This window comes from Goodfellowiella coeruleoviolacea (assembly GCF_024171785.1).
Taxonomy (GTDB): Bacteria; Actinomycetota; Actinomycetes; order Mycobacteriales; family Pseudonocardiaceae; genus Goodfellowiella; species Goodfellowiella coeruleoviolacea.
Window position 1 is genome coordinate 429804 of the sequence record NZ_JAMTCK010000006.1, and the last position, 21065, is coordinate 450868.

Consider the following 21065-nt stretch of genomic DNA (forward strand, 5'->3'; position numbering starts at 1 on the left):
CAGGCCGCACGCGGCTGACCGCCGCCGACCCCCGGCCCCCGGTCAGCCCGTCGGACTCAGTCCCGCCACGGCCAGCCGGAACAGCCGGTCGGCCTGGGCGCCGGGATCGGGGTGGTGCTCGGTGGCCAGCACGATGCCGACGATCAGCGTGATCAGGTCCGCGACACTGACGTCCGGGGCCACCGCGCCGTCCCGCGCGGCGCGGCGCAGCAGCGGGCCGCCCGCCTCCTCCAGCGCCGCCGAGCAGCTGTTCTCGTACAGCGAGTCGCCCTCGGCGGGCTCGTAGGCCAGTGCCTCGGCCAGCCCCCGGGCGGCGACGCAGTAGGCGACGACCTCGCCCAGCCACTCCAGCAGCGCGGCCCGGCTGTCGCCCGTGCCGGTCAGCTCGCGAGCGCGGGCGCACAGCGCCTCGATCCGCTTGTGCGAGACCGCCGCCAACAGCGCCTGGCGGGTGGGGAAGTGCCGGCGCACGGTCGCCGAGCCCACCCCGGCGACGCGGGCGATCTGCTCCAGGGAGGCGCCAGCGCCGTGGGCCGCGACCTCGTCCTCGGCCACGGCCAGGATGCGCGCGTAGTTGCGCCTGGCGTCGGCGCGCTGGTGGTCGGACACGGCGTCACCTCCGAGGTTGCTAAGTGGCGAACCCCGCCATATCGTAGCGGCAACCAAAACGGCGGGCCCCGCCGTTTAGCGTCCTCGCCGGACATGACCGAGGCGGAAGCCCTGGCCGCCGGCATGCCGGCGATGGGCGCCTCGCACGAGTGGCTGAACGTGGTCGGTCAGCCGGCCCGCCCGGAGTTCGCGCGGGACCTCGGCATCCCGCTCACCAGCTTCGCGCAGTGGGCGCGGGAGCACCTGCGCGCCGCCGCCTGACCCACCCCGGTCTCGTTCGGCCCACCAGGCGGGCCGCTGGTCGTTGACAAGCCGGAACAACGGTGAGCCAACGGTTCCGGCCCGGCCAGGACAGCTACGGCCAGCGGGGTGCGGCCAGTTCGAGTCGCCGGAGCCGGTTCGGGTCGGCGACGAGTTCGTACTCGGTGATCCGCTCACCCTCGACCGCGACGGTGCGGGCGAGCACCAGCTGACCGCGCGGCGCGACCACGATCCCCACCACCCCGTTGACCAGCGCCAGCTCCGCGAACCCCGCGCTCTGTCCACAGAGGACGATCTCCTCGGCGACGCTGCGCGCCCCGCTCGCCGAGACCGTCACGTTCCTCGGTGACTAGCGGTTCCCACCGGCGCGGTTCACCTGGAGCACCACCGTTCCGGGGTCTTCCTGACCGAAGAGGACGACGTGCGGGCGTACCAGACCGCGGAAGCCGAGGTTCGCGCCCTGGCTGTGAACCCACAGGAGTCAGACGACTTCATAGCCAAGTTGGTCTGATCGAATGGAGACAAGCTGCCCGCGTCAACCCGCTGGAAGAAGTCCAGCCGGAGCGGACAGGAGTCGAGTTGCGTCGAACTGGCACACACGATGACCGCCGGGCGTGACTCGAAGAACCCCGAAGGACCGGTGCTGACCTTCAGCCAGACCGAACTGACCAGGTTCCGCCACGCGGTGAAGGCCGGCCGCCTCAACGGCTGACCACCGGCAGTCCAGCACGTTCGCGAACCCCTGAACGGGCGATGAGGTGGTCGGGGGTTGGGGGTTGGGGCTGGTCGTCCTGGTGTCGTCGAGCATGGTCGCAGATGCCGGGGCGTGGCCGCCGCGCGCTGGCGAGAATCCGTTGCAATGTGGCAATCCAGCCAGTTCCGGCCCGGCCTGGGGATGCTTAGCGTCGGGTTCTCCAGTCAGTTGAGGAGAACCATGTCCGTCATCGCGCCGATCCTGATCGGCATCGTCTACGCCTTCGTCAACTCGTTCATCCCGGACAAGCACCGCCGGCCGTTCAACGCCGTCTTCGTCGGTGGCGCGGGCGCGGCCTACCTCAGCAGCGGCGGGGTGGGTCCGTGGGAAGCCGCGTTCACGGTCGCCGCGACCGTGGTCGCCTACATCGGCCTGAAGTCGTGGACGTTCATCGGCATCGCCTGGCTGATGCACACCGCCTGGGACGTCGTCCACCACATCAAGGGCACGCCGATCCTGCCGTTCGCCCACGACTCCTCGTTCGGCTGCGCGATCTGCGACCCGGTGATCGCCATCTGGTGCTTCGCCGGTGGCCCGAACCTGTTCGCGCTGATCCGCGCCCGCTTCTCGCGGCGCGCGGCCACCAGCGACCAACCCGCCGCCTGAACCCGGGCGCCCGCGTCAGGGGCGGAGCACCTGGCGGACGCGGTCGCGCAGCCAGCGGTGCACGCGGTCCGCGTCGTTGCGGGGGTGCCAGGCCATGCCGATCGCCAGTGGTGGGAGGTCCAGGGGCAGCTCGAACATGCGCAGCCCCAACGCCTTCACCGTGGCACTGCCGAGGCTGGCCGAGGCCAGGCAGACCACGTCCATGTCGCGGGCCATCAGCAGGGACGCCGACAGGCTCGGCATGGTGGCCACGACCCGCCGTTGCAGGCCCAGCTCGGCCAGGCGGTCGTCGATGGGGCCGTGCGACCGGCCCCGTCTGGACACCACCACGTGATCGGCCGCCGCGAGCCGCCGGGGTGTCACCCGGCCCCTGGCCAGCGGGTGTTCCGGCCGCACCACGCCGACCATCCGATCGGTGAGCAGCTGTTCCACGCGGGCCTCCTGCTCGACGTGGCCGATCACGCCGATCTCCAGGTCCACCCGCCCGTCCCGCAGCGCGCTGGTGCCCTCCAGGCTCTCCGACAGGAACCGCAGCGTCACCCCGGGCGCCTCGGCCCGCACGGCCGCGATCAGCCTGGTGCCGGCGACGGCGACCAGGCCGTCGTTGGCCTGCACGGCGAACGAGCGGGTGACCGTGGCCGGGTCGAGGTCGCCGGCCGGGGTGAGCACCGCGTGGGCCCGCTCGACCAGCGCGCGCACTTCGGCGCGCAGTTCCAGGGCGCGTGGGGTGGGCACGAGGTGGCGGCCGGCGCGCACCAGGACCGGGTCGCCGAGCACCCGCCGGATGCGGGCGAGGGTGCGGCTCATGGCGGGCGCGGAGGTGTGCAGCCGGTCGGCCGCGGCTGTGACGCTGTTCTCCGCCAACAGCGCGTCCAGTGCCACCAACAGGTTCATGTCCAGCGATTCCACCCGCCGATTATCACAGGTGGAACGAGTCATTACCGAGCTTGCACTGGAGTTAATCGGCTCCACTCCCTAGCGTCGGAATCACCGAGCACCCCTCGGGACGTCAACGCTCAGGAGGATTTTGTGATGACCACGGGAACGGGAGCACTCACGGGAACGGTGCTCGCGGTGGTGAGCCAGGGCGACTGCGCACTCGGGTTCCACGACCTGGACACGGGTGAGCGGCTGGACGTGGTCGAGGTGACCGCGGAGCCGCACGAGATGTGCTTCGACCCGAAGCGGCGGCTGCTCTACGTCAGTCACACGTACCACTCGGGCTGGTACGCGGGCAACACCGGCCGGGGCACCGTGCTCTCGGTGGTGGACGCGGACCGGCGAAAAGTCGTTGACCTGATTGACCTTTCGCCCGAGCACGGGCCGCACGGCCTGTACTACGACGGCGATCGGGGCCTGCTGTACGTGAGCGTGGAGGACAACGGGACGCACTCCGGCGCCGTGCTGGTCATCGACCCCGAACGCCGGACGGTGCTGAAGCGGATCGACGTGGACGCGTACGGGCCGCACTGGTTCGCGGTCACGCCGGACGGCGCCAAGTGCTACACCGCCAACAAGGAAGCGCCGTTCGTGTCCGTTGTGGACATCGCGGCGGGCAGGCTGGTCACCAAGGTCGCGGTGCCGGGCAGCGAGGGCATCGCGGTCGCACCGGACGGGCGGCACGTCTTCGTCGCCGGGCCGGCGAACGTGCCGGGCGCGCCAGCCGGGGAACCCGGGGTCCGCGTGATCGACACGGCCACCGACACCGTGGTCCACACCATTCCCGCGCAACACCGGTTGGCCGGCGTGCACGTCACGTCAACCGGCACGCTGCTGGTCGGCGAGGCCAGGCTGGACATGGTGGACGGTGAGTTCGTGGTGCACGACGGTTCCCTGCTGGTCCACTCGGCCAGCACGTTCGAGCCGCTGGCCAGCGTCCCGATCGGCCGGACTCCGTTGACCATCGGCTCGTCGCCGGACGGGACGGTCGGTTACGTGGCGAACAGCGGTTCGGGCACGGTGACCGTGGTCGACCTGACCACCTTCCAGGTGATCAAAGAACTCGCCACCGGAGCCGGCGCGCACGGGCTCGCCCACATCGGCGCGGCGGACTGAGTCCCGGCCCGACCCGCGGTCGGCATTGCGGTCCGCGGCCGGGAAGGCGCGGCGGTACTCGGTCGGCGACACGCCCACGTGCAGCGTGAAGTGCCGGCGCAGGTTGGCCGCGCTGCCCAGCCCACTGCGCTCGCCGACCTGCTCGATCGGCAGGTTCGTCGTCTCCAGCAGCAGCTGCGCCCGGGCCAGCCGCTGGTTGAGCAGCCACTGCAACGGCGTGGTCCCGGTGGCGGCGAGCAGCCGGCGGTGGAACGTGCGGGCGCTCATCCCGGCCCGGCGGGCCAGATCCGTCACGGTGAGCGGCTGGTCCAGGCATTCCCGAGCCCACTCCAGCACCGGAGCCAGGCTGTCGTCGTCATCGACCGGCACGGACAGGTCCACGAACTGGGCCTGTCCGCCGGGCCGGTGCGCGGGCACCACCATGCGCCGGGCCAACTGGTTGGCCAGGTGCGCGCCCAGGTCGCGGCGCACCAGGTGCAGGCACAGGTCGAGTCCGGCGCTGACGCCGGCGCTGGTGAGCACGTCGCCGTCGTCCACGTAGAGCACCGAGTCGTCCACCCGCACCGCCGGGTACCGGCTGGCCAGGATGCCGGCGTGCATCCAGTGGCAGGTGGCGCGGCGGCCGTCCAGGATGCCGGCGGCGGCCAGGGCGAACGCGCCGTTGCACAGCGACACCATGCGCGCGCCGGCGGCACTGGCCGCACGCAGCGCGGCGATCAGCTCGGGCGGCAGTTCCCGATCGCCCTCGACGCAGGCGTTCGGCACGGACGGCACGATCACGGTGTCCGCTGTGGACAGTTCGGCCAGGCTGTGGGTGGTGCGCAGGCCGAAGCCGAAACCGACCTGGGTGGGCGCGCCGTCCGGCTCCGCCACGCACAGCCGCAGGTCGTACCAGGGGTCGGCCAGGTCGGGCTGGGGCGTGCCGAACACCGCGCAGACGATGCTCAGCTCGTAGAGGTCCCACGGGTGGATGTCGGCGGTGATGGCGACCGCGACGGAGCCAGGGCGCATGACCGCGACCCTACGTGGGTCGGCAGGAATTTTGCGAATGTGGTCAGTCCTGCCACTGGTCGCGGTTCCGGCGCGGTGCGAGGGTCGTGGTACGGCCATCCGGGACACCGGATCAGCGCCGTTCAGCCGATCAGGCACGACCAACTGGAGCAGGACATGAACGAGCACGGTTCCGCCGACGCCGCCCGCACCCCGGTGTCCGTCATCGGCCTCGGCGCCATGGGATCGGCGCTGGCCGGCGCGTTCCTGGCGCGCGGCCACGCCACCACCGTGTGGAACCGGTCAGCGGCCAGGGCCGACAGCCTGGTGGCCAAGGGCGCGACCAGGGCGGCGACCGTGGCCGACGCGGTGGCGGCCAGCGAGCTGGTGGTGGTGTGCGTGCTGGACTACGCCGCCGCGCGCGAGCAGCTGGAGCCGGTGGCCGAGACGCTGGCCGGGCGGGTGCTGGTCAACCTGTGCTCGGGCTCGCCCGAGCAGGCCAGGGAGATGGCCGAGTGGGCGGCCGGGCACGGCGCCGAGTACCTGGACGGCGCGATCATGACGACCCCGCCGGGGGTGGGCGGCCAGGACATGATGTTCCTCTACGGCGGGTCGGCGGCGGCGTTCGCCGCGCACCGGGACACCCTGGCCGCGCTGGGCGACCCGATCAACCTGGGCACCGACCCCGGTCTGGCGTGCCTGTACGACACGGCCCTGCTCGGCCTGATGTGGTCCACGCTGACCGGGTGGCTGCACGGGGTGGCGGTGGCCGGGGCCGACGGGGTGGCCGCGACCGCGTACACGCCGATCGCGCTGCGCTGGATGACCGCGATCGCCGGGTTCATGACCACCTACGCGCCCCAGGTCGACCAGGGCAGCTACCCGGGTGACGACGCCAGCCTGGACGTGCACGTGGCGGCCATCCAGCACCTGGTGCACGCCAGCGAGGCGCGGGGTGTGGACCGGAGCCTGCCCGAACTGCTGCTGTCGATGATCGAGCGGGCCGCCGCCGACGGGCACAACCAGGACAGCTACGCCCGGCTGATCGACGTGCTGCGGCCGGCGGCCTCGGCCTGAGAGCCAGGGGCGAACGTCCCAACTCAACCGTCCTGTCCCGACTGTCCTGTCTTGACTGTCCACAAGGTACTGAGGAACGCGAGGACATCCCGCGATGACACTCTCCTGGCCCGAGCTGGTCACCTCGGCCGCGGCGGTGAGCACCGACGTGCTGGTCAAGGGCGCCGACCAGGACTGGGTCCGCCCGGCGGGCGGCCTGGACTGGTCCTGCCGCGCCACGCTGGACCACCTCGCCCTGGGCGTGCTCGGCTACGCCGGCCTGCTCATCGCCCGGCCCGTCGACCGCTACATCACCCTGTTCGGCTCACTGGACCCGCAGGCGCCGATCCCGGCGTGCCTGGAGGGCATCCGGATCGCGGCCACCCTGCTGGCCAGCACCGTGCGCGACGCCGCGCCGGAGACGCGCGCCTGGCACCCGTGGGGGCACTCGGACGGTCCCGGCTTCGCCGCCATGGGCGTGACCGAGCTGCTGATGCACACCCACGACATCGCCGCCACCCTGGGCGTGGCCTGGACACCACCGGACGAGCTGTGCGCGCCCGTGGTTGAGCGGATCTTCCCGGACGCGCCGACCGGACACGCCCCGGCGCAGACCCTGCTGTGGTGCACCGGCCGGACCGCCCTGCCCGGCCTGCCGCGCCGGCGGCAGTGGCAGTGGGACGGCCGGGTGCGCTGATTCCCCGTCGAACACAGCAGAAACCCGGCGGGGGCAGTGCGCGCCCCGCCGGGTTTCCGGTGCCCTCAGGTCACCTCAGCCGATCAGAACGCGGCCTCGGGCAGGTCCATCAGGGCGTTGTCGGTCAGCTCGGTGGCCTTGCGCCGGCCGGCCAGCTCGGGCAGCACGGTCTTGGCGAAGAACGACGCCACCGCCACCTTGCCCTCGTAGAAGACGCGGTCCTTGTCGGACACCTCGCCGCCGAGCGCGGCCAGGGCGATCTCGGCCTGGCGCAGCAGCAGCCAGCCGACCAGCAGGTCGCCCGCGCTCATCAGCAGCCGCACGGTGTTCTGGCCGACCTTGTAGATGTTGCGCGCGTCCTCCTGGCTGGCGGTCAGGAAGCCGATCATCGCGCCGAGCATGCCCTGGAAGTCCTCCAGCGCGCTCTTGAGCAGGGCGCGCTCCTCCTTGAGCCGGCCGTTGCCGCCCTCGGACTCCAGGAACTTCTGGATCTCGCCGGCCACGTGGGTCAGGGCCTGGCCGTTGTTGCGGACGATCTTGCGGAAGAAGAAGTCCAGCGACTGGATGGCCGTGGTGCCCTCGTACAGCGAGTCGATCTTCGAGTCGCGGATGTACTGCTCGATCGGGTAGTCCTGCAGGAAGCCGGAGCCGCCCAGGGTCTGCAGGGACTGGGCCAGCTGCTCGTAGGCCCGCTCCGAGCCGACGCCCTTGACGATGGGCAGCAGCAGGTCGTTGACGGCCTCGGCCAGCTCGGTGTTCTCGCCGCCGAGCAGGATCTGGTCCTGGAAGGTGGCGGTGTACAGGTAGACCGCGCGCAGGCCCTCGGCGTAGGCCTTCTGCAGCATCAGGCTGCGCCGCACGTCCGGGTGGTGGGTGATGGTGACCCGGGGCGCGGTCTTGTCGGTCATCCTGGTCATGTCCGCGCCCTGCACCCGCTCCTTGGCGTACTCCAGCGCGTTGAGGTAGCCGCTGGACAGGGTGGCGATGGCCTTGGTGCCGACCATCATCCGGGCGTGCTCGATGACCTCGAACATCTGCGCGATGCCGTTGTGCACGTCGCCGAGCAGCCAGCCCTTGGCCGGGACGCCGTGCTGGCCGAAGGTCACCTCGCAGGTGCTGGACGCCTTCAGGCCCATCTTGTGTTCGAGGTTGGTGACGAACACGCCGTTGCGCTCGCCCGGCTCACCGGTCTGCGGGTCGAAGTGGAACTTCGGCACCAGGAACAGGCTCAGGCCCTTGGTGCCCGGCTTGGCCTCGATGCCCGGGCCCTCGGGCCGGGCCAGCACCAGGTGCATGATGTTCTCGGTCATGTCCTGGTCGCCGCAGGTGATGAACCGCTTCACGCCGTCCAGGTGCCAGCTGCCGTCCTCCTGGAGCACCGCCTTGGTCCGGCCGGCGCCCACGTCGGAGCCGGCGTCCGGCTCGGTCAGCACCATGGTGCTGCCCCAGGCGCGGTCGATCATCAGCTGGGCCCAGTGCTTCTGCTGCTCGTTGCCGTTGCGGTAGACGACCGTGGCCATGCTGGGGCCGCTCATGTACATGAACACCGGCGGGTTGGCGCCGAGCATCAGCTCGGCCGCGGCCCACTTCACCGTGGACGGGATGCCGAAGCCGCCCAGCTCGTTGGTCAGGCTCAGCCGGTACCACTCGCCGTCCCACACCGCCTGGTAGGAGCGCTTGATCGACTCGGGCAAGGTGACCGTGTGCGTCTTCGGGTCGAAGGTCGGCGGGTTGCGGTCGCCGTCGGTGAAGGAGTCGGCCAGCGGACCGACCGCCAGGTTGTTCAGCTCGCTGAGCACACCGCGCACGGTGTCCTCGTCGCTCTGCTCGAACGGCCCGGTGCCGAGGGTCTCCTGGACCTTGAACACCTCGAAGAGGTTGAACTCCAGGTCCCGGATGTTGCTCTTGTAGTGGCCCATCTCGTCGCTCACCCCTGAAACGCGTGCGCTGTCTGCGCTGGTCCCCGGCAGGGCTGTCCCCTACTGGCCGGTAACAACAGGGTATTACCTGGCAGTAACCTCAGCAAGGGCAGGCCCCGGCGAGCGACGAGGATCATGCGATCGGTGCGCGGTTCATCCCCTGCCCGGGGGAGGCGGGCGAGGCGCGCGCTCAGACGGCGGCGCGGCTCATCGTGATCATCCGGATGCCCAGGCCGACCAGCACCGCGCCGGTCAGCCCGTCGATCACCGCGCGCACCCGGGGGCGGGCCAGCAGCAGCCGCGCCGTGCCGACGACCAGCACCATCAGGCTGTACCAGACGGCGCTGATCAGCATCTGGGTGCCGGCCAGCGTGGCGGTGTCCAGCAGCGCGTTGCCGTCGGCCGGCAGGAACTGCGGGAACAGCGCCAGGTAGAGGGCGGCGGCCTTGGGGTTGGTCGCGTTGGTGAGCAGGCCGGCCCGGTAGGAGCTGGCCAGACCGCGCCGCCGGCCGGTCCCCCCAACCCTGACCGGTTCAGCAGGTCCTGGCGTGGCGGCGGCCGACGGGGCGACGTAGTTGCGCCGGGCGCGGCGCAGTGACTGCACGCCCAGCCAGCACAGGTAGACCGCGCCGGCCACCTTGAGCACCACGAAGGCGATCTCGGAGGTGCGCACCAGCGCGGTCAGCCCGAGCACCGAGGCCAGCGCCCAGCCCACCTGACCGCTGACGTTGCCGGCCACCGTGACCAGGCCGGCGGACCGGCCGCCGCGCAGCGTCTGGTCGATGATCACGGCGAGACTGGGACCCGGTGCCACCACCACGAGCACGCAGGTCAGGACGAACGCGCCAGTTACCACACCCATGCGCGGAGTCTGACTAGTTGACCAAGTGTCTGACCAGCTATTTGTGAGTCTGATCCCTTGCGGGGTCGGCCGGGAATACTGGATCAGCCGGCGGTGGCCGAGCCCCCGCCGATGGAGCGCAGCGCGGTCACCGACTGCGCCGGCACCTGCTCGGGCACGCGCGCCCACTCCCGGTTGGCCTCGGCGTGCTCCTCGCCGTGCGCGGTGAGCAGCCCGGACCGGAACGCCAGGGCCACGGCGTGCGTGCGGTCCCTGGCGCGCAGCTTGCGCAGGATGCCCTTGACGTGGGTGCGCACGGTCTCCACGGACACGAACAGCGCCTTGCCGATGGCCTGGTTCTCCATGCCGTCGGCGATGAGTTGCAGCACCTCGAACTCGCGGCGGGACAGGCTGGGCGCGCCCGAGGTCGAGCGCGGTGCGGCCGTGCTCCTGGCCAGCGGGGCCAGTGCCGGGTCCAGGTAGCCGCGCTCGGCGTGGGTGCGGCGGATCGCCTCGACGATCTGCCCGGGCTCGGCGCGGTGCCGCACCAGCCCGTGCACGCCAACGCCCAGCGCGCGCCCGATGAACTGGGCGCTCCGCTGCGGCTCGTTGACCAGGCACAGCACGGTGAGGTGCTGGTCGCCGCTGACCAGCACCTGGGCCAGTTGACATCTGGGGTCCAGGGACGAGTCGATCAGCACCACGTCGGGCCGGTACCGCTGATGCAGCAGCATGGCCGCGTGCAGGTGGCCGGTGGAGCCGATCCAGCGCAGTCCCGGTGTTCTGAGCACCAGCGCGGACATGCCCTCTCGGAACAGGGGAACCGGGTCAACCAGGGCCACGCTCAGGTTGCTCTGCACCGTGCGGGTGCCGTCGCTGTGGCCCGCCGGACCGTTCTGGCTGGGAACACGGGGGTTGACGCCGGGGGTTGTGCCGCCTCGCATCCGTCCTCCGATCTCTCGCACTGCCTGCCGGGAGGGCCGAGGTCCTTCGTCCTCCTGTCGAGTGAGGAGAGGAGCGCCGTCCAAAAAATCGCGGTATTACCCCCGATTGGGGGATTTACGTGTGTTCCAAGTAACAGTTACACGCCTGAGCGGCCACCACAACCCCTGAGTTCACATATGTGACCAAGAGTCACAACTATGACTCAGTTCACGAGGCGGGTCTTCCCTCGCCGGTCACGGGCTCGTTAGACCTACGTCACAGACCCGTGCGGACGCCGAGGCGCACGCGGGTGGAGCCTGCCGCGCGGCGGCCCCGCCCGACACCGCCGCTCGTCGCCTCCGGTGCCCTGCGGGCGCACCTGTGCGCCAACCTGGGAGGTCTCATGGGCGCCCTCGACTGGATCGTCGTCGGTGGGTACTTCTTCGTGATGGTGGCGATCGGCGTCTGGTCCCGCGGGCGGATCAAGAACGTCATCGACTACTTCACCGCGGGCGGCAAGATGCCGTGGTGGCTGTCCGGCATCTCGCACCACATGTCCGGCTACAGCGCGGTGATGTTCGTGGCCTTCGCCGGTGAGGCCTACCGGCTGGGCCTGACCGTGTACATCTGGTGGGCGCTGACCATCGGCGTGGGCATCGGCGTCGGCTCCTGGCTGTTCGCGGCCAGGTGGAACCGGCTGCGCGCCAAGTACGACGTGGCCTCCCCGCTGGAGTACCTGGCCAGGCGCTACAACGTGCCGTCACAGCAGGTGATGGCCTGGGCCGGCTCGGTGCTCAAGGTGGTCGACATCGCGTCCAAGTGGGCGGCGGTGGCCGTGCTGCTGCAGGGCTTCGCCGGCATCCCGGTCACCGTGGGCATCATCATCATCGGCGGCGTCACCATGATCTACTCGGTGATCGGCGGGCTGTGGGCGGACGCGCTCACCGACTTCGGGCAGTTCATCATCCAGGCGCTGGCCGGCATCGTCATGTTCGGCGCGGTGATCAACTACTTCGGCGGGATCAGCTGGCTGTGGGAGATCTGGGGACAGCTGCCGCCCGACCACAGCCGGCCGCTCAACGGCCCCTACACGCTGACCTTCTTCATGGCGCTGTTCGTGATCAAGACGCTGGAGTACAACGGCGGCATGTGGAACCTGGCGCAGCGCTACATGGCCGCGCCCAGCGGCAGCCTGGCCCGCCGCTCGGCCGCGCTGTCCAGCGTGCTGTGGCTGGTGTGGCCGCTGGTGCTGTTCTTCCCGATGTGGGCGGCGCCGCTGATCGTGCCCGGCCTGGACAAGGCCGACGACGCGTACGTGGCCATGGGCGAGGCCATGCTGCCCGCCGGCATGATCGGCCTGGTGCTGGCCGGGTTCTTCTCGCACACCATGGCCATGGTCTCCTCGGACGCCAACGTGATCTCCGCGGTGATCACGCGCGACATGCTGCCCAGGATCTGGAAGGGCGCGGCCCGGTTCTCCGAGAAGGCCAAGCTCCAGGCGGCCCGGATCACCACGTTCGTGTTCATCGGGGTCAGCATGCTGATCGCGATCACCTCTGGCGGCCAGGGCTTCGTGCTCAAGGTCGTGGTCGACCTGACCGCGGCCACGGTCGGCCCGATCGCCATCCCGCTGATCCTCGGCCTGCTGCCGTGGTTCAAGCGCTCCGGCTCGCTCGCCGCGACCACCTCGGTGCTGGTCGGGCTGGCCGTGTGGGCCGGGCTCTACATCGCCCAGAACACCGGCGGTGACATCAGCAAGGGCCTGCTGGTCTCTGCGCCGGTGCTGGTGTCGCTGGTCGTCTACGTCGGCATCGGCCTGATCAGGCCGGAGCGCAGCGCCGACCGGGACGCCCTGGTCGACTCGCTGAACAGCGACGACGGCGACGCCGTGCCCGAGAAGGGCAAGCCGGACGCGCTGTCCCCGGCCTGACCGCCGAACTGGTCCAGCAGGGGCGGGGGCGTTTCCCAGACACGGGGGACGCCCCCGCCCGCTGTCAGGGGTGCCGCCCGGGTGTCACGAGCCCGGCACGATCTCGGCCAGCGGCACGGCGAACACGATCCGCTTGTCGATCACGTTGCCGTTCTCGTCCAGGTAGTGCTCGGTGGCGGTCCACAGCTTGCCCGCGCTGATCGAGCCGCCCGTGCCGCTGTGCTCGTGGTACAGGTCCTCGCCGCCGATCGCCCAGCTCCACCGCGAGATCGCCGTGCCGCCCACCCGGCCCGCGTACATGAAGCTGTGCTTGCTGGCCGAACTGCGCCCCTGGTAGTAGGCGCCGTTCCAGGTCTGCACGCCCTGCACGTTGGACTTGGGGCTGGTCACCGCGTCGTAGGGCACGGCCTTGCCGCTGGTCAGCGTCAACAGCCTGGTGTCGGCCGCCACCGGGTAGCGGACCACCCGGCCGCCGGCCACGTTCGGGTTGGCGGTGTCCACGTTCGCCCGGTACTCGCCCACCACCAGGGTGTCCGGCGTGGTGCTGCGGTCCAGGGTCAGCGAGGCGTAGCAGAGCGCCGTGGTGGTCGGCACGCACCCGCCGCTGTTGGCCGGGGTGTTCACCTGCCTGTACACGCCGATCTGCGGCAGCACGTAGGAGAAGCCGTGGCCGTAGTAGGTGCCGCCGTGCAGGCCGACCCAGCTCTGCTGGCTGGCGTCCACCCAGAGGAACTTGGACATGTCGAACACCCGGATGCCCACCGAGGTGTCCGTGACGAACAGGTACTTGCCCAGCCAGGCGATGCCGCCGGCGTGGATGCCCACGGCCTTGAAGTTCGGCGTGCTCGTCCTGGTCGGCTCCACCAGCAGCACGTGCCGGTACTTGCCGGTGGTCCGGTCCACCAGGGACACGCGCGCGCCCTTGTCGTAGGAGGTGCCCGCGTTGGTGGCGGAGTAGTGCCAGGACACCACCATGGCGCGGTCGGTGTCCCACAGCCCGTCGTCGTCCGCGTCCGAGCTGCCGGTCACGCCCTGCGGCGCCCAGTTGTTGTTGGCGCTGTCGTCGTCCTCCCAGCAGAACCGGTCCACCGAGTGCAGCAGCGCGTCGTCGGGCAGCGGGATGTCGGTGCGGGCGTAGTACTCCGGCTGGGCCCCCCGCCGGCTGGTGTTGCAGTCGTTGGTGGACCGGTTGGCCGTGGTGAGCACCGTGTGCACGGTGTCGGCGCCGATCTTGTTGGCCAGCGCGTTGGCGTAGCTGGTGAGGCCGAAGTCGGCGGTCATGGTGAAGTCGGTGCCGCTGCGCGCGGTGATCTGGGACAGCCGGGGGTCGTCCGCGGCCAGGGCGGTGCCGGTGGTCGGGACGAGCGCGGTGGCCGCGACGGCCAGGCCGGCCAGCGCGGTCCGGATGGGACGTAGTCGCATAGCTGCGGGTATATCCAGTGGTCAGCGGCTGGGATAGCGGCATTTGGACGATTTATCACCAAAACAACACCATTTTTCGTTAACTTCTCACCTTGAGTCCCGGTCGGGAAATGCCGTGGACCGGGCCGGCACCGCCCCGCTTTGCTGAGCCGCATGAGCGACTCACCCTGGGGACCGCCCCTCGACGCCCGACCGGTGCTGCGCGACACCCACCAGCGGCTGCTCGCCCTGCTCGCGGACCTGTCACCGACCCAGTGGAACGCGCCGACCGCCTGCGCCGGCTGGACCGTCCGCGACATCGCCAACCACCTGCTCGGCAACGTCCTCGGCCGGCTGTCCCGCGACCGGGACCAGCACCAGCCGCTGGCACCCCGGCCGGGCGAGGAGTTCACCGCGTTCCTGCACCGGATCAACGACGAGTGGGTGCGCGCCGCCGTCCGGCTGTCCCCGCGCGTGCTCGTCGCACTGCTCGCCTCGGCGGGCGCCGAGCTGTGCGCGCACTGGGACGGCCTCGACCTGGCCGCGCTCGGCGGCAGCGTGTCCTGGGCCGGGCCGGAGCCCGCACCGGTGTGGCTGGACGTGGCCAGGGAGTACACCGAGTGCTGGGTGCACCAGCAGCAGATCCGCGAGGCGGTGGGCGCGCCCCGGCTCGACGAGCCCGAGTTCCGCGCACCGGTCGTGGACACGTTCATGCGCGGCCTGCCGCACAGCCTGCGCGCGGTGCCCGCCGCTGCCGGCACGACCGTGGTGTTCACCGTCACCGGGGACAGCGGCGGCTCCTGGACGGCCACCCGCCAGGACGCGCGGTGGACCCTGCGGCGCGGTGGCGTGGCAGCACCGGACGCCACCCTGGCCACGGACGCGGACACGTTCTGGCGCCTGTGCACCCGCAACCTCGCACCGGCCGACGCGGACCTGCGCACCAGCGGCGACCCCGCGCTCACCGCTGCGGCCGGCCGACTCGTGTCGATCATCATCTGAGCAGGCCGTAGCGTCTGTGCGGCGGCCGGCTCGCCCAGCCGGGGCTCGCTCAGCCGGCGGCCGGAACGGAAAGGAACGGGTGGCCAGTGGGGTCGAAAGCGCTGACGGTGACCACGCGCAACGCCAACTTCCAGCAGTGGCAGGCGCTGCTGACCAACCGCACCAAGCGCCAGCGGCTGGGCGAGTTCGTGGTCCAGGGCGTGCGGCCGATCAGCATGGCCGTCGCGCACGGCTGGCAGGTGCGCACCCTGATCCAGCCGATCGACCAGCGGCTGTCCGGGTGGGCGCGGGACGTGCTGCACCAGCACCCGGACGCCACCCGGGTGCACATGGCCCCGGACCTGCTGCGCGAACTCGGCGCCAAGGACGAGCAGACCCCGGAGCTGCTGGCCGTGGTCGCCACTCGCCCGGACGAGCTGACCCGCATCCCCGTCCGGCCGGACTTCCTCGGCCTGGTGTTCGACCGACCGACCAGCCCGGGCAACATCGGCACCATCGTCCGCTCGGCCGACGCCTTCGGCGCGTCCGGCGTCGTGGTCACCGGCCACGCCGCCGACGTCTACGACCCCAAGGCGGTGCGGGCCAGCACCGGATCGCTGTTCGCCCTGCCCACGGTCCGCGAGTCCGCGCCGAGGGCCGTGGTCGACTGGCTGCGCGCCACCCAGGCCCCGAACCACCCCGTCCGGGTGATCGGCACGGACGAGACCGGCGAGCTGGACATCGCCGACTGCGACCTGACCGGCCCGGTCCTGCTGGTGATCGGCAACGAGACCAGCGGCATGAGCGCGGCCTGGCGGGACGCGTGCGACCAGGTCGTCCGCATCCCCATCGGCGGCAGCGCCAGCTCCCTCAACGCCGCGGCCGCCGCCACCGTCCTGCTCTACGAGACCGCCCGCCAACGCCGCCCCACCCACTGACCCGGCCGCCGCACGTCCCACTTTCGGGTGCACCCGCCCGCGGACCCTGGCTTTCGAACACCTGTTCTCCTACCGTGGGATTCGCCTTCGGTGCGCCGTGTTACCGCTCCGGAGACAGGCCCCGTGTGACGAGAGTGAGGTGCCATGCCGTCCGGTGTGATCCCAGTCAGGCCGCGGTCGTGCGCGCTCGGCGGCGGCTCGGCCGTGTCTCCTACCCTGGCCGTGTCTCCTACCCTGGCTGTGTCTCCTACCCTGGCCGGGGTGAGCACATGGGACGACGACGAGCGGGCCGCACTCGTGGCGCTGCTGCGGGCGCGTCCCCAGGGCATGAGCTGGTCGCGCATCACCGCCGAGGTCGCCGACCTGGGCAGCGCCCGGGCGCTGTTCGACCGGTACTGCCCGCCGGCCCTGTTCGGTGTCGGCGACGCCGGGACAGACCTGGCGGCCGAGTTCGACACCGCCCGCCGGGACGTCGCCGCGTGGCGCACGGCTGACTTCCGCTTCCTCACCTTCGCCGACGCGGACTACCCCGCCCGGCTGCGCGAGGTGCACGAGATGCCGCCGGTCCTGTTCACCAGGGGACGGCTGGTCGACGCGGACCGGGCCGTCTCGGTCGTCGGTTCCAGGAGCGCACCGGCATCGGCCCTCGACGTGGCCGCGACAATCGCCACCGCGTTGAGCGAACGCGGCCTCACCGTCCTGTCCGGACTCGCCGAGGGGATCGACACCGCCGCGCACACAGCGGCCCTGGCTGCCGGCGGCCGAACAGTCGCCGTGATCGGTACCGGCATCCGCCGCGCCTATCCGGCGAGCAACCGCGCGCTGCAGGACCGCATCGCCGGGGACGGGCTGGTCATCTCGCAGTTCTGGCCGGACGCCGCGCCCACCAGGCAGTCGTTCCCCCTGCGCAACGCCACCATGAGCGGCTACGGGCTGGCCACGATCGTCGTCGCGGCCAGCGAGTTGAGCGGCGCCCGCATCCAGGCCAGGGCCGCGGTGGCGCACGGCCGGCCGGTCATCCTGATGGAGGCGGTGGCCGCCGGCACGAACTGGGGCCAGGCACTGCTCGGCCAGCCAGACGTGTTCGTGGCGCGTGACCCGGCTGAAGCCGTGAAACACGTCGAGGGCGTCCTCGCCGACGAGCAGCAGATCGCCGCACTGCTCTCGCCGCCCCGTGAATGACCACCGGAGCCGCCCGCAGGTCATCCGGCACGAACTCACCCGCCGCGTCGGTGGCTTCTTCCGCAACACCCGGCACCTGCCCGGGCAGACGTGCACGACCTGCGCGGTGCCCACCGGTGGTGGTGCGTTCTGCCCGCAGTGCGCCGGCCGCCGAACCAGATTCGGCGACCGCCTGGCCGACCTGGTCGTGCTGCTGACCTACGTGCGTGGCTGGGCCGCTGGCAGCGTGTCCACCAGTCCGCCCACACCGTGCGCGCCTACAAGCGCACGCCACCCGTGCGCAGGTGTGCCAACGACCTCGAACTGATGGTCATGGCGGCCACGGAACTGCACGGGCGGTGCATGGTCGAGGCGGTGGGCCAGGAATGGACCGCGGTGACGTTCGTGCCCTCGGCGACCCGTGGCGGACCGGACCACCCCGTCGCCGCACTGGCCCGTCAGGTGGCCGGTCTCGGGCCCGCCAACCGGTTGCTGTTGGCCCCGGGCCCAGGCATCGCGGCCAAGCGAGTCGTGCGCGCCGACCGGTTCGTGGTGCCGGCGAAGTACCGGGCGCGAACACGTGACGGCCACGTTCTGCTCGTCGACGACACCTGGGTGTCCGGCGGCAACATCCAGTCGGCCGCCGTCGCGTTGCACGACGCTGGCGCGGCCCGGGTCACCGCACTGTGCGTTGGTCGCTGGTGCGACAACGGGTGGACCGCACACCGCGCGCTGCTGGACAGCTGCACCGACCCCTACGACCCGTTCGTCTGCCCGGTACCGTCCGGCACCTGCCGGTTGCTGTCGGAATGACCGTCCGCCGCCCCACCCACTGACCCGGCCGCCGGTCCCGGTGGGGCCAAAAACTTCCCACTCCAGTGGGGAGCCTCTGTGTGCGCTGTCAGGAATCGGTGATGTACTCCCCGTACCGCCGACCCGTTGTCGCACAGCCGAGGAGACCCGCTGGTGGCCGTACCCACGTTGTCGAGGCGCCTGCTCATGTTGGTGATGACCGCACTGGTGCTGGCCGCGACGGCGGCGGGATGTGTGTCCACGGCCGACGCGGGCGCCCCCGGCCAGCCGAACGGGGACGCCGCCGCGACCAACTGGACCGCGGCCTGGGGCAGCGCCATGCAGTTCCCCATCCCCCTCGACCAGACACCGGCCAGTGCCTGGTCGCAGCAGGGGTTCGCCGACCACACCCTGCGCCAGACCATCCGGCTCAGCACCGGTGGTTCGAGCGTGCGCGTCCACCTGTCCAACCAGTACGGCACCCAGCCGCTGAAGGTGGCTGGCGCGGCGATCGCCAGGACGGGTGACGGTGCGGTGGTGTGGCCGGACAGCCAGCAGCGGCTGGCCTTCGCCGGATCCGCGTCGGTGGTGATCCCACCCGGCCAGGAGGTGGTCAGCGACGCGGTCAAGCTGACCACGGCGCCGCTGGAACGGCTCAGCGTGACCACGCACTTCGCCGAGCCGACCGGGCCGACCACCTTCCACCGGTCGGCCACGGCCACGTCCTACCGCGCCGCCGGTGACCACCTGACCGATCCCGCCGCGGACGCCTTCACCGAGACCGCGGACTCCTGGTTCTACCTGAGCGGGGTGGACGTGGCCGGTGGTGCCAGCCGGGCGCGGAGCACGGTGGTGCTGTTCGGTGACTCGCTGGTGGACGGCGTCGGCTCGACGGTGAACTCGGACAGCCGGCTGTCCGACGACCTGGCCGAACGCCTGGTCGCCGCGCAGCAGCCGCTGAGCGTGGTCAACACCGGCATCGGCGGCAACAAGCTGCTCAGCGACGCCACCTGCGGGGGCGAGAAAGCGCTTGCCCGGTTCGAGCGGGACGTGCTGGACCGCCCCGGCGTGCGCACGGTGCTCGTCCACCTCGGCGGCAACGACATCGGCACCCCGCAGATGGACGACGGGTGCATCCGGCCCAACCCGCGGGTGACCGGCCAGCAGCTCATCGAGGGCTACCAGGAGTTGGTGCGCGCGGCGCACGCACGCGGGGTGAAGATCATCGGCGCCACCATCCTGCCGCTCAAGGGCGCGAAGTTCCCGTTCTGGGACGAGAACGCGGAGCGGACCAGGGAGGAGGTCAACACCTGGATCCGCACCAGCGGGGCGTTCGACGCGGTCGTGGACATCGCCCAGGTGCTGGCCAACCCCACCGATCCGGCCGCCCCACGCCCCGGTTACGTGTTCGTGGACGGGTTGCACCCCAACGACACCGGCTACCACGCGATCGCCGCCGCCATCGACCTCACCACCCTCTGACCACACCGGAAACCGGTCAGCCGCGACCGCCTGACGGGATGATTTCGGGCTGACAGATCAATTTCCGATGACCACAACGCCACAGTCTGTCCACCGCGGACAGGGCCGTCAGCATCGCCTGGGATGCTGCCCGCGTGAACTCTGTCGATCACCAGATCCTGCTGTCGTGGCAACGGATCGACACCTGGCTGCGCTCCCACAGCGATGGCCAACCGGCCCACCTCATGTCCCCCGCGGCCCAGGCGGACATCGACGCGGTGGCACGGGAACTGGGCCTGCCACTGCCATCGGACCTGGTCTCGCTCTGGCAGCTGGAGAACGTGAGCGCCGACTACTGGCTGCCGCCCCAGGGTGGCGCCGCCCTGATCGAACCCGCCGCGGCCCTGCGCGACCGCGCGATCTGGCTCAACGCCGCCGCCGACGAGGACCCGGACGACCCGAACCTGTTCCCCCCGGGCCTGCTGCCCATCGCGTCCAACGGCGGCGGCGACAACCTGGTCATCGAACTCCGCCCGAACCAGCACCACGGCGCGATCTTCCTGTGGGACCACGAGAACTGGGGCCTGCGCGTCCCCCTGTGGCCCGACGTGGCCACCATGCTCGACGACGTCGCCCAGGCCATGGAGTCCGGCAAACCCGCCCTCCTCGACCACGCCGCCCAGGGCGGCGACGAACCCCCGTGCGTCCCCCTGGTCAACGACTGGAACGAGTTCGAAGGCTGGGTGGTCCACCGCGACTGACCCCGTCCAGCGAGATAGCTACCAGCACCCGGACGTGACGCACCCAACCAACCGGCTCACCCTTCTCAGCACACGTTCTCCCGCACTAACCACGGCTAAACCCTGCGCCGGCCTCTTGGCGAGCCTTATTGTCAGTGCGACGTGACAGCATGCAGCCATGAGCTATAGCGCAGTAGTTCGAGGGGCGAGTTGCTGTGAGCGACGTAGCGCCGGGCTACGCACAACCCTCTCTGGTCACTACATGAGCGTAAGCAGGTCGTTCCGTGGGCTCCTCTCCTAGCGGGGCTGGTCAAGCCACTACTGGGGGCAACAGCGGCGGTAACTCTTCTGTCGTCCTGGACCAGCGCTGCACACACAGCATGCGGAGGAACGTACTCGCCAACATCATGTCGCAACTGCTCGCCAGCGACACTGTTGGGCGATAGCGCAGTTACTCTCTCGTTCCATCATCCTTCACGGGAAAGGTACAGTTGACTCCACAAGAGGCTTGCCAACAGATACGTAGCCTAAGATGCGGCTGTACACACTGCTTCTACTGTGACATACCAATTGGCCGTCACGACCATGACCATTTCCCGATCCCGAGGTCAGCAAAGGGGACACAAACAGTCCCCGCTTGCCCGGACTGTCACGATTTGAAGGATCGATACCAGCTCGTCAAATGGCCGATTGATGCGTACCTTGAGGCACTTAAAGGCCTCTTTAACAACCCGCCCGAAGGCGACCCGAATAAGGGCTTCGCGAAGACAGACCTAGCAAACTGGCTGACTTCCGATCCACGATTTAGCGATGAAGCTATTATTGACAGGTGGGGTTCCCTTCCTCCCCTTAGTCGCATTCTGTACGGCAAGCTTCGTTCCCTCCAGGAGGAGGGGCAATACAGGAAGAGCCAGGCGCAGAGCACAGGTACTCCTGATCCCGTTCCAGC

21 protein-coding genes and 1 pseudogene are annotated in these 21065 nt (G+C 70.6%); 14 read left to right on the forward strand and 8 right to left on the reverse strand.

Annotation, left to right across the window (positions count from 1 at the left end):
• Positions 1 to 42 precede the first annotated feature (42 nt).
• A complete protein-coding gene (locus LX83_RS15830) occupies positions 43 to 609 on the reverse strand; it encodes a TetR/AcrR family transcriptional regulator (protein WP_253771930.1) in 567 nt (188 codons plus the stop codon).
• Between the two features lie 93 nt (positions 610 to 702).
• Between LX83_RS15830 and LX83_RS15835 the strand changes: the two genes are divergently transcribed.
• Complete coding sequence (locus LX83_RS15835; RefSeq protein WP_308203983.1) at positions 703 to 870, forward strand: hypothetical protein; 168 nt, start codon at positions 703 to 705, stop codon at positions 868 to 870.
• A gap of 94 nt (positions 871 to 964) precedes the next feature.
• Here the strand turns inward: LX83_RS15835 and LX83_RS15840 are convergent, their stop codons facing one another.
• Positions 965 to 1207 (reverse strand): hypothetical protein, encoded by a 243-nt coding sequence (locus tag LX83_RS15840; protein ID WP_253771931.1) that lies wholly within the window; start codon positions 1205 to 1207, stop codon positions 965 to 967.
• A 39-nt stretch (positions 1208 to 1246) separates the two neighbouring features.
• Between LX83_RS15840 and LX83_RS38685 the strand changes: the two genes are divergently transcribed.
• The 3 genes from LX83_RS38685 to LX83_RS15850 all read left to right on the forward strand — a co-directional run bounded on the left by LX83_RS38685 (position 1247) and on the right by LX83_RS15850 (position 2230).
• Positions 1247 to 1381 carry a Scr1 family TA system antitoxin-like transcriptional regulator gene (locus tag LX83_RS38685; protein ID WP_407649589.1) on the forward strand — a complete coding sequence of 45 codons (135 nt, stop codon included), beginning with the start codon at positions 1247 to 1249 and terminating at the stop codon, positions 1379 to 1381.
• A 15-nt stretch (positions 1382 to 1396) separates the two neighbouring features.
• Complete coding sequence (locus tag LX83_RS15845; protein ID WP_253772059.1) at positions 1397 to 1582, forward strand: DUF397 domain-containing protein; 186 nt, start codon at positions 1397 to 1399, stop codon at positions 1580 to 1582.
• A 222-nt stretch (positions 1583 to 1804) separates the two neighbouring features.
• On the forward strand, positions 1805 to 2230 hold the full coding sequence (locus LX83_RS15850) for a DUF6010 family protein (protein ID WP_253771932.1): 426 nt from the start codon (positions 1805 to 1807) through the stop codon (positions 2228 to 2230).
• 15 nt (positions 2231 to 2245) lie between these two features.
• On the opposite strand, the gene LX83_RS15855 is transcribed toward LX83_RS15850, so the two are convergent.
• Positions 2246 to 3139, reverse strand: a complete 894-nt coding sequence (locus LX83_RS15855) for a LysR family transcriptional regulator (protein WP_308203984.1) — start codon at positions 3137 to 3139, stop codon at positions 2246 to 2248.
• Between the two features lie 123 nt (positions 3140 to 3262).
• Here LX83_RS15855 and LX83_RS38690 point away from each other — a divergent pair, with 123 nt between their 5' ends.
• Entirely contained in the window at positions 3263 to 4285 is a 1023-nt protein-coding gene (locus LX83_RS38690) for a YncE family protein (protein ID WP_253771933.1), read from the forward strand.
• Between the two features lie 36 nt (positions 4286 to 4321).
• On the opposite strand, the pseudogene LX83_RS15865 reads toward LX83_RS38690, so the two are convergent.
• Positions 4322 to 5296: pseudogene (locus tag LX83_RS15865) on the reverse strand (GlxA family transcriptional regulator); the annotation flags it as partial.
• A gap of 156 nt (positions 5297 to 5452) precedes the next feature.
• On the opposite strand from LX83_RS15865, the gene LX83_RS15870 reads away from it, so the two are divergent.
• Both LX83_RS15870 and LX83_RS15875 read left to right on the forward strand, forming a co-directional pair.
• Positions 5453 to 6352 (forward strand): NAD(P)-dependent oxidoreductase, encoded by a 900-nt coding sequence (locus LX83_RS15870; protein WP_253771935.1) that lies wholly within the window; start codon positions 5453 to 5455, stop codon positions 6350 to 6352.
• Positions 6353 to 6446: 94 nt separating this feature from the next.
• The gene (locus tag LX83_RS15875; RefSeq protein WP_253771937.1) at positions 6447 to 7028 is read left to right on the forward strand and encodes a maleylpyruvate isomerase N-terminal domain-containing protein; all 582 of its coding nucleotides are present in this window, start codon (positions 6447 to 6449) and stop codon (positions 7026 to 7028) included.
• 83 nt (positions 7029 to 7111) lie between these two features.
• Here the strand turns inward: LX83_RS15875 and LX83_RS15880 are convergent, their stop codons facing one another.
• From LX83_RS15880 to LX83_RS15890, 3 genes are all read right to left on the reverse strand, one after another.
• Positions 7112 to 8947 (reverse strand): acyl-CoA dehydrogenase, encoded by a 1836-nt coding sequence (locus LX83_RS15880; RefSeq protein WP_253772064.1) that lies wholly within the window; start codon positions 8945 to 8947, stop codon positions 7112 to 7114.
• Positions 8948 to 9137: 190 nt separating this feature from the next.
• Positions 9138 to 9809 carry a LysE family translocator gene (locus LX83_RS15885; RefSeq protein WP_253771939.1) on the reverse strand — a complete coding sequence of 224 codons (672 nt, stop codon included), beginning with the start codon at positions 9807 to 9809 and terminating at the stop codon, positions 9138 to 9140.
• Between the two features lie 83 nt (positions 9810 to 9892).
• Positions 9893 to 10732 carry a response regulator transcription factor gene (locus tag LX83_RS15890; protein ID WP_253771941.1) on the reverse strand — a complete coding sequence of 280 codons (840 nt, stop codon included), beginning with the start codon at positions 10730 to 10732 and terminating at the stop codon, positions 9893 to 9895.
• 383 nt (positions 10733 to 11115) lie between these two features.
• Here LX83_RS15890 and LX83_RS15895 point away from each other — a divergent pair, with 383 nt between their 5' ends.
• The gene (locus tag LX83_RS15895; RefSeq protein WP_253771943.1) at positions 11116 to 12642 is read left to right on the forward strand and encodes a sodium:solute symporter family protein; all 1527 of its coding nucleotides are present in this window, start codon (positions 11116 to 11118) and stop codon (positions 12640 to 12642) included.
• 84 nt (positions 12643 to 12726) lie between these two features.
• Here the strand turns inward: LX83_RS15895 and LX83_RS15900 are convergent, their stop codons facing one another.
• Entirely contained in the window at positions 12727 to 14064 is a 1338-nt protein-coding gene (locus tag LX83_RS15900) for a hypothetical protein (protein ID WP_253771945.1), read from the reverse strand.
• 153 nt (positions 14065 to 14217) lie between these two features.
• Between LX83_RS15900 and LX83_RS15905 the strand changes: the two genes are divergently transcribed.
• The 6 genes from LX83_RS15905 to LX83_RS15930 all read left to right on the forward strand — a co-directional run bounded on the left by LX83_RS15905 (position 14218) and on the right by LX83_RS15930 (position 20137).
• Positions 14218 to 15045, forward strand: a complete 828-nt coding sequence (locus LX83_RS15905; RefSeq protein ID WP_253771947.1) for a maleylpyruvate isomerase family mycothiol-dependent enzyme — start codon at positions 14218 to 14220, stop codon at positions 15043 to 15045.
• A gap of 107 nt (positions 15046 to 15152) precedes the next feature.
• On the forward strand, positions 15153 to 15962 hold the full coding sequence (locus LX83_RS15910) for a TrmH family RNA methyltransferase (protein WP_253771949.1): 810 nt from the start codon (positions 15153 to 15155) through the stop codon (positions 15960 to 15962).
• Positions 15963 to 16223: 261 nt separating this feature from the next.
• Positions 16224 to 17144 carry a DNA-processing protein DprA gene (locus LX83_RS15915; RefSeq protein ID WP_253771951.1) on the forward strand — a complete coding sequence of 307 codons (921 nt, stop codon included), beginning with the start codon at positions 16224 to 16226 and terminating at the stop codon, positions 17142 to 17144.
• Between the two features lie 249 nt (positions 17145 to 17393).
• Positions 17394 to 17936 carry a hypothetical protein gene (locus LX83_RS15920; protein WP_253771953.1) on the forward strand — a complete coding sequence of 181 codons (543 nt, stop codon included), beginning with the start codon at positions 17394 to 17396 and terminating at the stop codon, positions 17934 to 17936.
• A gap of 153 nt (positions 17937 to 18089) precedes the next feature.
• Positions 18090 to 19397, forward strand: a complete 1308-nt coding sequence (locus tag LX83_RS15925; RefSeq protein WP_253771955.1) for an SGNH/GDSL hydrolase family protein — start codon at positions 18090 to 18092, stop codon at positions 19395 to 19397.
• A gap of 134 nt (positions 19398 to 19531) precedes the next feature.
• A complete protein-coding gene (locus LX83_RS15930; RefSeq protein WP_253771957.1) occupies positions 19532 to 20137 on the forward strand; it encodes an SMI1/KNR4 family protein in 606 nt (201 codons plus the stop codon).
• Positions 20138 to 21065 lie beyond the last annotated feature (928 nt).

Coding starts and splice junctions, on each gene's coding strand:
- LX83_RS15835 (WP_308203983.1), top strand. CDS start 703: ATGACCGAGGCGGAAGCCCTGGCCGCCGGCATGCCGGCGATGGGCGCC.
- LX83_RS15850 (WP_253771932.1), top strand. CDS start 1,805: ATGTCCGTCATCGCGCCGATCCTGATCGGCATCGTCTACGCCTTCGTC.
- LX83_RS38690 (WP_253771933.1), top strand. CDS start 3,263: ATGACCACGGGAACGGGAGCACTCACGGGAACGGTGCTCGCGGTGGTG.
- LX83_RS15870 (WP_253771935.1), top strand. CDS start 5,453: ATGAACGAGCACGGTTCCGCCGACGCCGCCCGCACCCCGGTGTCCGTC.
- LX83_RS15875 (WP_253771937.1), top strand. CDS start 6,447: ATGACACTCTCCTGGCCCGAGCTGGTCACCTCGGCCGCGGCGGTGAGC.
- LX83_RS15880 (WP_253772064.1), bottom strand. CDS start 8,947: ATGGGCCACTACAAGAGCAACATCCGGGACCTGGAGTTCAACCTCTTC.
- LX83_RS15885 (WP_253771939.1), bottom strand. CDS start 9,809: ATGGGTGTGGTAACTGGCGCGTTCGTCCTGACCTGCGTGCTCGTGGTG.
- LX83_RS15890 (WP_253771941.1), bottom strand. CDS start 10,732: ATGCGAGGCGGCACAACCCCCGGCGTCAACCCCCGTGTTCCCAGCCAG.
- LX83_RS15895 (WP_253771943.1), top strand. CDS start 11,116: ATGGGCGCCCTCGACTGGATCGTCGTCGGTGGGTACTTCTTCGTGATG.
- LX83_RS15900 (WP_253771945.1), bottom strand. CDS start 14,064: ATGCGACTACGTCCCATCCGGACCGCGCTGGCCGGCCTGGCCGTCGCG.
- LX83_RS15905 (WP_253771947.1), top strand. CDS start 14,218: ATGAGCGACTCACCCTGGGGACCGCCCCTCGACGCCCGACCGGTGCTG.